The organism is Acidovorax sp. Root70 (assembly GCF_001428225.1).
Lineage (GTDB): Bacteria > Pseudomonadota > Gammaproteobacteria > Burkholderiales > Burkholderiaceae_C > Acidovorax.
The window spans coordinates 73,158-82,418 of the sequence record NZ_LMHQ01000011.1 but is presented as its reverse complement, the minus strand read 5'-3'; the positions used below and the strand labels follow the sequence as shown (position 1 = coordinate 82,418).

Here is a 9,261-nt window from a genome sequence, read left to right as displayed (position 1 = left end):
GACCTGGAGGTGGTGGCGGAGGGGGTGGAGACGACGGGGCAGCTGTCGTTCCTGAGGCTGCATGGGTGCGAGGGGTTCCAGGGGTATCTGTTTGGGAGACCCGGGCCTGCGGAGGGGATCGATGCGTTGCTCTATCCCGCCGGCTGACGTTGTGCCCATAGGGTGTGGGGCCTGCGGGGCAAGGGCCTAGGCATGCGGTTTGACAAGCTTCTGGACCGCAACGCCCCCGGCATCCGTGGCCTGTTGGCGGTCGTAGCCCTGGCATTTCTGGGCGCCGTGCTAGTGGTGCAGGGCGCGCAGCACTGGCGCGCTGGAGAGCGTGCGACCGAGCGCTCACGTTTGTTGCACCAGACGGCAGACACGCTGCAAGCCCAGACCACGGGCGGCTCCATGCTGGGTGCGGTGTCACTGATGGGCCTGAGCGAGCCGTTGCTCAAGGACATGGCGCTGGGCCGTCTGCCCCCTGATCACCCCGAGGCCCTGTCCCGCCTGGCCGTAGCGCGCGGGCGCTTTCTGGTGCAAGGCGTGTATGTGATGTCGGCCGATGGCACCGTGGTGGCCCACGAGACGCCCGGCGAGCGGTCCACGGGTTTGAACCTCGCATTCCGCCCCTATTTCCAGCAGGCCATCCAGGGTGCGACCAGCGTGTATGCGGCCATCGGCAGCAACACCCAGGAGCGTGGGTTGTACTACGCGGCCCCGCTGTACGAGAGCGACACGCCGTCGAGCAACATCATTGGTGTGGTGATGTTCAAGGTGGGGTTCGAGCCGGTGGACCTGCTGCTCAAGCGTGTGGGCTTGCCCATGGTGCTGCTGTCTCCGCAGGGTGTGGCATTCGCCGCCACCCGGCCCGAGTGGCAGTTTGCGGTGGCGCCGCCGCTCACACAGGCACGCATCGACGCCATCCGCGCCACGCGCCAGTTCGGCCGCCACTTTGACAATGGCGTGGCTTCGGCGCTGCCCTTTGCGGCCGAGGCTGGTGAGGTGCAGATCAATGGCGTACCCCATGCGGTCGAACGCCGGGCCATTGACTGGCACGACCCCGGCGGCCAGTGGCAGCTGGTGGTGCTGGACGATATCAGCGCCTTGATGACGTCGTCGCAGCGCGCGCGCATCGGGGCTGTGGCGTTTGTGCTGCTGTGCCTGCTGGGCCTGCTGTTGCTGGATCTGCTGCGCAGCCGGGCACAGGTGGCCAGTGCACTGGAGCGGTTCAGGGTGCTGGGCACCGCGCTGGAGAGCAGTCCCGTGTCGGTGGTCATCACCGACGGCGATGGCCGCATCGACTGGGTCAACCCCCAGTACGAGCGCAATACGGGCTATTCGCTGGAGGAGGTGCGGGGCAAGAAGCCCTCGGTGGTGGCCAGCGGGCAAACGCCCGCGCAAACCTACCAGCTCATGTGGTCGGCACTGCTGTCGGGCAAGTCCTGGCAGGGTCAGTTCATCAACCGGCGCAAGGACGGCAGCACCTACCATGACGAAGCCACGCTGTCGCCCGTGTTCGACGCGCGCGGCAAGCGCATCGGTATCGTGGGCCTGCACGAGGACGTGTCTGAACGCATTCAGGCGCAAAAGGAGCTGGAGCGCCGCGAGCGCTTGCTCAATGAATTGCTGGAGCAGCAGACTGCCATCTTTGACAACGCTCCGCCCATCGTGCTGGTGTGCGACGGACAGTTCCGCCAGTTCAACCCGGCGTTCGTGGACCTCATGGGCGGCACGGCCTCGCAGCTGCTGGGGCTGGGAGTGTCGGTGCTGTTCGGCGGGGCGGGCCATGCGGACCTGTTCACGGCCCGTGTGGCACCCTCGCTGGCCTCGGGCCAGGCCGTGCGCGAAACCGCCACCCTGTACCGGCTGGACGGCAGCCAGTTCGAGGCGCGCCTGGCGGGCCGCAGCGTCAAGATGGACGACTTTGGCACGGCCTCGATCTGGGTCATTGAAGATGCCAGCGAGCAGCGGCGCGCCGAGCGTGTGATCCAGCAGGCCCAAGAGCGTCTGGAGCTGGCGCAGGAGGCGGGCAAGATCGGGGTGTTCGACCTGAACCTGGTCACCGGCGAGATTCTGTGGTCGGACAAGCTGGCACAGATGATGGGCCTGCCCCCAGGCACGCAGCCACAGACCCGCGACTATTGGCTCAGCTGCCTGCATCCCGAGGACCGCGATCAGGCGAGCACCTATTTCGACAGCTGCCTGGCGGGTACGGCGGATTACTTGCGCGACTCCTGGCGCATCGTGCGCCCCGACGGGGAGGTGCGCTGGTTCCTGGAGGCGGCACGTATCTTCCGCGACCCCCAGGGGCGGCCGGTACGGGTGGTCGGTGTCAACGTGGACATCCACGACCAGAAGCTGCTGGAAGAACAGGTGGCGGGGCAGTTGGACTTCCAGCAGGCACTGATCGATGCCATCCCCGTGCCACTGTTTTACAAAGGGGCCGACGGACGCTATGTGGGCGTCAACCGCGCGTACGAGCAGGCCTTTGGTGTCACCCGCGAGTCCCTGGTGGGCAAGACGGTGATGGACCTGGAGTTCCTGCCCCGCACCTCCCGCGTTCTTTTCGAGCGCGACAACGCGCTGGTGCTGGCGGGCGAGCAATCGGTGCACCGCGAGGTGGATCTGCCGTATGCCGATGGCCAGATCCACCACACGCTGTTCTGGCTGCACGGTTTCCGGCGCGCCGATGGCACGCCCGGCGGCACCATCGGCACCTTTGTGGACATCACCGACCGCCAGCGCGCCGAGCAGGAACTGCGCCGCGCCAAGGAGCTGGCCGAAGAGTCCACCGCGCTCAAGTCCAACTTCCTGGCCAACATGAGCCACGAGATCCGTACGCCCATGAACGCGATCATCGGCATGTCGCACCTGGCACTCAAGTCGGGCCTGAGCCCGCGCCAGCATGACTACGTGAGCAAGATCCAGCAGGCGGGCCAGCACCTGCTGGGGGTCATCAACGACATCCTGGACTTCTCCAAGATCGAAGCAGGCAAGCTGGTGGTGGAGCGCCAGCCTTTCCTGCTGGACCGCATGCTGGAGAGCGTGTCTGACGTGGTGGGCTACAAGGCCGGCGCCAAGGGGTTGGAGCTGGTCTGCGATGTGGCCAGCGACGTACCCCCCAACCTCGTGGGCGATGCGCTGCGCTTGGGCCAGATCCTCATCAACTACGCCAACAACGCCATCAAGTTCACCGAGTCTGGCGAGATCAGCATCGCGGTGCGTTTGCTGGAGGAGTCGGGCAACCAGGTCCGGCTGCGTTTTGAGGTGCGCGACACAGGCATCGGGCTGACCGAAGAGCAGATGGGCCGCCTGTTCCAGAGCTTCCAGCAGGCGGACACCTCCACCACACGCCGCTATGGCGGCACGGGCCTGGGGCTGGCGATCTGCAAGAGCCTGGCGGAGCTGATGGGCGGAGAGGTGGGCGTGGAGAGCCGTTTTGGCAAAGGCTCTACTTTCTGGGTAGCGGTGCCGCTGGAGCGTGGCGCGCCCGCGCGGATGCTGCTGCCGCCGCCCGACCTGCGGGGCACGCGGGTGCTGGTGGTGGACGACAACCACACGGCGGCCACGGTGCTGTCCGACATGCTGCAGGCGATGGGCTTTGTGGTGGAGCAGGCCCATTCGGGCCTGGAGGCGCTGGACCGGCTGCGCGAGTCCATGGCCCAGCATCTGCCGTTTGGCCTGTTGCTGCTGGACTGGCACATGCCGGGCATGGACGGTGTGGAGCTGGCAGGCCACATCCGCAGCCTGGGCATGCCCAAGGTGCCGCAGATGCTCATGGTCACGGCCTACGGTCGCGAGGACGTGATGCGGGCCGCGCGCGCGCAGGGCATCGAAACCGTGCTCATCAAGCCTGTCAATGCCTCGCTGCTATTCGATACGTTGATGCAGCCGCTGGAGGCCTCTGGCACGGCCGGGCGTCGCACGGTCACCCCTGCGCCTGCGGCCGACGAGCTGCCCCTGGGCATCCGGGGGGCCAGCGTGCTGCTGGTGGAGGACAACGAACTCAACCAGATGGTGGCCATGGAACTGCTGCTGGATGCGGGCTTTGCCGTGGATGTGGCGGAGAACGGCCAGAGTGCCATCGACCGCATCGAGCGCAAGCACTATGACGCGGTGCTCATGGACATGCAGATGCCCATCATGGATGGCGAGACCGCTACGCGCCTGCTGCGCGAGGACCCGCGCCATGCGCAGCTGCCCATCATTGCGATGACCGCCAACGCCATGGAGGCTGACCGCCAGCGCTGCTTTGCAGCCGGCATGAACGACCACGTTGCCAAGCCCATCGAGCCTGCGGCGCTGTGGGCGGCGTTGTCCCGCTGGGTCCGCCCGCGCCAAGGGCTGGGCGCGGCCGCCGTTCCCGCTCGCAGCAGTGCAGCCCCAGTGACGGGATCGGTGGCGGCTGCCAGTGCCACTGCGGCAGGGTGGTTGCCGATGGAAGTCCCTGACCTGCCGGGGCTGGACACCTCCTTGGGCTTGCAGCGTGCGCTGGGCAAGCCGGGTCTGTACGCGGAGATGCTGCGCCGCTTCGCGCAGGGGCAGGCCCCTGTGCTGGCAGAGCTGCAGCGTGCGCTGGCGGTGCACGATGTGGCGCTGGCCGAGCGCCTGGCCCACACGCTGCGGTCGGTGGCCGCCAACATTGGCGCGCAAGCCGTGTCGGAGCGCGCCCAGGCGCTGGAGCATGCACTGCGCTTTAGGCATGGCAACCAGGCCATCGTCCCGTTGCTGGCAGAGCTGAGGGCGGCACTGCAGCCCCTGTTGCAGGGTCTGCAGGACTGGACGCTGCAGGCCGCGCAGGCGCGCGCGACCTCTGCGCCAGGGCTTTCGGCGGCTGTGGCGGCGGCACCAGGGGGCGATGCGACACCGGCCCACGCGGAGCTGCATTTGCGGCACCTGCTGGAGCAGGATGATCCTGCAGCCGCAGAGTTTTTCCAACACAATGGGGTGGTGCTCAAGGCAGCGCTGGGCAGCGCCTTTCAGACCGTCGAGAAGCACACCCTGAATTTCGATTTCGAGCAGGCGCTGGAGGCCCTGGCGACAGTGCCTGGCTCCGAATCTCCGGCCCTCGAAACCCCCTGAACGGCACCTACGCAGGACATTTGCATGGACAACGCGCCTTTTGCCTCCAGCCCGGCGACCTTGGTTGACAAGCCGATTGCCACCGTGCTCGTGGTGGACGACACGCCCGAGAACCTCACCCTCATGGGCAGCCTGCTACGCGAGCACTACCTGGTCAAGGTGGCCAACCACGGCGAGAAGGCGCTCAAGATTGCGCAGTCGGGCACGCCACCCGACCTGATCCTGCTGGACATCATGATGCCCGAGGTGGACGGCTACGAGGTGTGCCGCCGCCTCAAGGCCTCGCCCGCCACGCGCGACATCCCGGTGATCTTTCTCACGGCGCGTTCCGACACCGACGACGAGCGCATGGGCCTGGCCCTGGGGGCCGTGGACTACATCACCAAGCCCATCAGCCCGCCCATCCTGCTGGCGCGCGTCAACACGCACCTGGCGCTCAAGGCCACGGCAGACTTCCTGCGCGACAAAAGCGCCTATCTGGAGCGCGAGGTTGCCATGCGCACGCTGGAGGTGCAGGCCATCCAGGACGTGACCATCATGGCCATGACCTCGCTGGCTGAAACGCGCGACAACGAAACCGGCAACCACATCCGCCGTACCCAGCTGTACGTGAAGACGCTGGCCGAGCGCCTGCGCCACCACCCCCGTTTCGAGCATGTGCTCAACGACCGCATGATCGAGCTGCTCTACAAGTCGGCTCCGCTGCACGACATCGGCAAGATCGGCATCCCGGACAGCATCCTGCTCAAGCCCGGCAAGCTCACGGTGGAAGAGTTCGAGGTCATGAAGACCCACACCACGCTGGGCCGCAACGCGATTGACGAGGCTGAGCGGCGCCTGGGCATGCGCGTGGCGTTCTTGAGCGTGTCCAAGGAGATTGCCTACAGCCACCAGGAAAAGTGGGACGGCTCAGGCTACCCGCAGGGTCTGGCGGGCGATGCCATCCCTGTGTCAGCCCGGTTGATGGCCGTGGCCGACGTGTACGACGCGCTCATCAGCAAACGCGTTTACAAGCCCGCGTTTTCGCACGACCAGGCCTGCAGCACCATCGTGCGGGGCAAGGGTACGCACTTCGACCCCGACATGGTGGATGCGTTTGTCGACATTGCGGAAGACTTCCGCAGCATCGCGCAGAAGTACCCCGACCCGGCGTAGCGGGCAACCCCCTGAGCGACTTCGTCGCTTCCCCCGTCTCTCGAATGGCTGCGCCATTCGGGAAGGGGGACGCAGCCAGCGCGGCGGGGCGGCCCTTGCGCGGCAGCCCTGGTGTGGGGCGCGCCTACTGCACCGTCCTGCTACCAGATCCCACCAGCGGCGATCGTGTGCTGGCTTGACGGCGAGGCGCGGTCGTTGTGATGATCAGAACGGTGCGTCTTCGCCCTTGGCGGTGTTGTCGGCTTGCGGTGCAGTGGGTTCCGCTGCATCAGCGCCTTCATCGGCGTCTGGGGTGTCGGTGGCAGGCGCATCAGCCGCACCCGCCTGCCGCACCGCCGCCTTGTCGCCAGCACTCGCAAATTTGCTGTACTTGCCCAGGACGGGCACCAGCTGGCCGTACACGCGGGGGTTGCCCGCCAGGCACTCGCGTTGCTCCAGAAAGTCGGCCTCGCCCGTGAAATTGCCCACCAGGCCGCCGGCCTCGGTCACCAGCAGCGAGCCTGCTGCCACGTCCCAGATCGACAGGCCGGTTTCAAAGAAACCGTCGGTGAAGCCCGCTGCCACATAGGCCAGGTCCAGCGCGGCGGCGCCGGGGCGGCGCAGGCCGGCGGTGCGCTGCATCACGTCGGCCATCATGTTCAGATAGCTCTTGAAGTTGTCGCCCGGGCGGAAGGGGAAGCCGGTGGAGATCAGACAGTCCTTGAGCTGGGTACGCTTGCTCACGCGGATGCGGCGCTCGTTCAGGTAAGCGCCGCGGCCCTTGGTGGCGGTGAACAGGTCGTTGCGGGTGGGGTCGTACACGACGGCCTGCTCGACCTTGCCCTTGACGGCCAGCGCGATGCTGATGCAGTACACGGGGAAGCCGTGGATGAAGTTGGTGGTGCCGTCCAGCGGGTCGATGATCCAGACGAACTCCGAATCCCTGGCGCCGTATTCCTTGCCCGACTCTTCAGCCAGGATGCCGTGGCCGGGGTATGCCGTCAGCAGCGTCTCGATGATGATCTTTTCGGAGGCGTGGTCCACCTCGGTCACAAAGTCATTGATCTGCTTTTGCGAGATCCGCACCGATTCCACGTCCAGGGCCGCGCGGTTGATGATGGCGCCGGCGGCGCGTGCAGCCTTGATGGCCACGTTGAGCATGGGGTGCAGAGTAGACGACATAAATTGTGGTGGTTGGCAGCGCACGGCCAGGATGGCGCGGGCGTCTGCGTATCAGGATGAGCGGGGAGGTCCGACCCGACCCGGCGATGCGGGCGGCGACAATAGAGGGCGGGATTTTACCCGCAGAGCCCTTTTTTGCCTAACCGGCCGCTTTCTCCCCCCTCGCCCCGCCCGTCCATGAAGACCCGTTTTGTCCTGATCAACACCAGCCACGCCGGTAATGTGGGCGCCGCCGCCCGTGCCATGAAAACCATGGGTTTCGATGACCTGGTGCTGGTGGCCCCGCGCTGGGCCAACGTGCTGCGGCGCGAGGAGACCATCCAGCGCGCCAGCGGTGCCCTGGATGTGCTGAACAACGCGCGCATCGTCGCCACGCTGGACGAAGCCCTGGACGGCATGAGCCACCTGTGCGCCACGGCCATGACGCCACGCGACTTCGGCCCGCCCACGGCAGCACCGCGCGCGCACTTTGAAATGCTATTGAAAAGTGAGCTGCTCAGGCATGAAGCACCGGCGCAAGAGACTAAAAACCCTCAAAACCCAGGTGAGGAATCTCCTGCAGACCCTGGCGCGGCGCCGCAAGCCGGTGTGGCCTTTCTCTTCGGCTCCGAGCGGTTTGGCATGACCAACGAAGACGTGTACCGCTGCCACGTGGCCCTCTCCATCCCCACGAACCCGGGCTTTGGCTCGCTCAACCTGGGCGCGGCCATCCAGGTGATCGCCTACGAGTGGCGCCAGGCACTGGGCGGCTTTGCGGTGCAGGAGGCCACCCCGCCGCGCGCGCTGGCCGACGCGGCGCAGGTGGCGGGCATGCTGGGCCACTGGGAGCAGGCGCTCACCTCCATCGGCTTTCTGGACCCGGCAGCGCCCAAGAAGCTCATGCCCCGCCTTAACCAGCTTTTCAACCGCGCGCAGCTCAGCCCTGAGGAAATCCACATCTTGAGAGGTGTCGCCAAAGCCATGATCGAGACGGCGCAGGCGAAACGATAGACTGTGCAGCCCATTTACAAATAACCATAACAACCAATGCTCGCCCGCCTGCGCTCCGATATCCAGTGCATCCTCGACCGCGATCCTGCCGCGCGCAGCACGTGGGAGGTGATCACCTGTTATCCGGGCCTGCATGCGATCTGGCTGCACCGCCCGGCCCACTGGTGCTGGCACCATGGCCTCAAGTGGCTGGGTCGCTTCATCTCGCACTTCGCGCGCTGGTTCACCGGCATCGAGATCCACCCCGGCGCCAAGATCGGTGAGCGCGTGTTCTTCGACCATGCCATGGGCGTGGTGGTGGGCGAGACCGCAGAGATCGGCGACGGCTGCACCATCTACCAGGGCGTGACGCTGGGTGGCACCTCGCTGTACAAAGGCGCCAAACGCCATCCCACCCTGGGCCGCGACGTGGTGGTGAGCGCGGGTGCCAAGGTGCTGGGTGGCTTTGAAGTGGGCGACGGTGCAAAGATCGGCAGCAATGCCGTGGTCATCAAGCCCGTGCCTGCAGGTGCTACGGCGGTGGGCATCCCGGCGCGCATCATCCCCTCCAAGGAAGGCCAGAGCGCCGACGTGACCGAGCCCCAGCCGTCGCGCAAATTCACTGCCTATGGCATCACTCAGGAGGACGACCCGCTTTCGCAGGCCATGCGGGGGTTGATCGACAACGCCTCATCGCAAGAGCACCAGATCGCGCTGTTGTGGCAGGCCATTGAAAAGCTCTCGGCCGCCAATCACCAGGCCAAGGACTGTGTGCCGTGCGATGCGGCCATCAAGGAGCAGTTCGAGGCCGGCAAGCTCAACGAGCTGGTGGGCAAATAGGCCGCGCTTTCAATCTGCTATCAAAAAATAGCTGCCAGCGCATGGATATCCAGCGCTGGCAGCTATTTTGAC

At 66.1% G+C, this 9,261-nt stretch carries 6 protein-coding genes; 5 read left to right on the top strand and 1 reads right to left on the bottom strand.

The annotated features are described in order from the left end of the window. From ASD94_RS24180 to ASD94_RS07580, 3 genes are all read left to right on the top strand, one after another. Positions 1 to 147, top strand: a 147-nt coding sequence (locus ASD94_RS24180) for an EAL domain-containing protein (protein WP_156391369.1), incomplete at its 5' end; no start/stop codon positions are given. 45 nt (positions 148 to 192) lie between these two features. Then, positions 193 to 5,064, top strand: a complete 4,872-nt coding sequence (locus ASD94_RS07585; RefSeq protein ID WP_056640859.1) for a PAS domain S-box protein — start codon at positions 193 to 195, stop codon at positions 5,062 to 5,064. Between the two features lie 24 nt (positions 5,065 to 5,088). Next, positions 5,089 to 6,219 carry a two-component system response regulator gene (locus ASD94_RS07580; protein ID WP_056640846.1) on the top strand — a complete coding sequence of 377 codons (1,131 nt, stop codon included), beginning with the start codon at positions 5,089 to 5,091 and terminating at the stop codon, positions 6,217 to 6,219. A gap of 204 nt (positions 6,220 to 6,423) precedes the next feature. On the opposite strand, the gene ASD94_RS07575 is transcribed toward ASD94_RS07580, so the two are convergent. Next, on the bottom strand, positions 6,424 to 7,380 hold the full coding sequence (locus ASD94_RS07575; RefSeq protein ID WP_056640843.1) for an inositol monophosphatase family protein: 957 nt from the start codon (positions 7,378 to 7,380) through the stop codon (positions 6,424 to 6,426). A gap of 177 nt (positions 7,381 to 7,557) precedes the next feature. Between ASD94_RS07575 and ASD94_RS07570 the strand changes: the two genes are divergently transcribed. After that, positions 7,558 to 8,370 (top strand): RNA methyltransferase, encoded by an 813-nt coding sequence (locus ASD94_RS07570; RefSeq protein ID WP_056640841.1) that lies wholly within the window; start codon positions 7,558 to 7,560, stop codon positions 8,368 to 8,370. A gap of 36 nt (positions 8,371 to 8,406) precedes the next feature. Next, a complete protein-coding gene (gene cysE, locus ASD94_RS07565; RefSeq protein ID WP_056640837.1) occupies positions 8,407 to 9,189 on the top strand; it encodes a serine O-acetyltransferase in 783 nt (260 codons plus the stop codon). Positions 9,190 to 9,261 lie beyond the last annotated feature (72 nt).

Coding starts and splice junctions, on each gene's coding strand:
- ASD94_RS07575 (WP_056640843.1), bottom strand. CDS start 7,380: ATGTCGTCTACTCTGCACCCCATGCTCAACGTGGCCATCAAGGCTGCA.
- ASD94_RS07580 (WP_056640846.1), top strand. CDS start 5,089: ATGGACAACGCGCCTTTTGCCTCCAGCCCGGCGACCTTGGTTGACAAG.
- cysE (WP_056640837.1), top strand. CDS start 8,407: ATGCTCGCCCGCCTGCGCTCCGATATCCAGTGCATCCTCGACCGCGAT.
- ASD94_RS07585 (WP_056640859.1), top strand. CDS start 193: ATGCGGTTTGACAAGCTTCTGGACCGCAACGCCCCCGGCATCCGTGGC.
- ASD94_RS07570 (WP_056640841.1), top strand. CDS start 7,558: ATGAAGACCCGTTTTGTCCTGATCAACACCAGCCACGCCGGTAATGTG.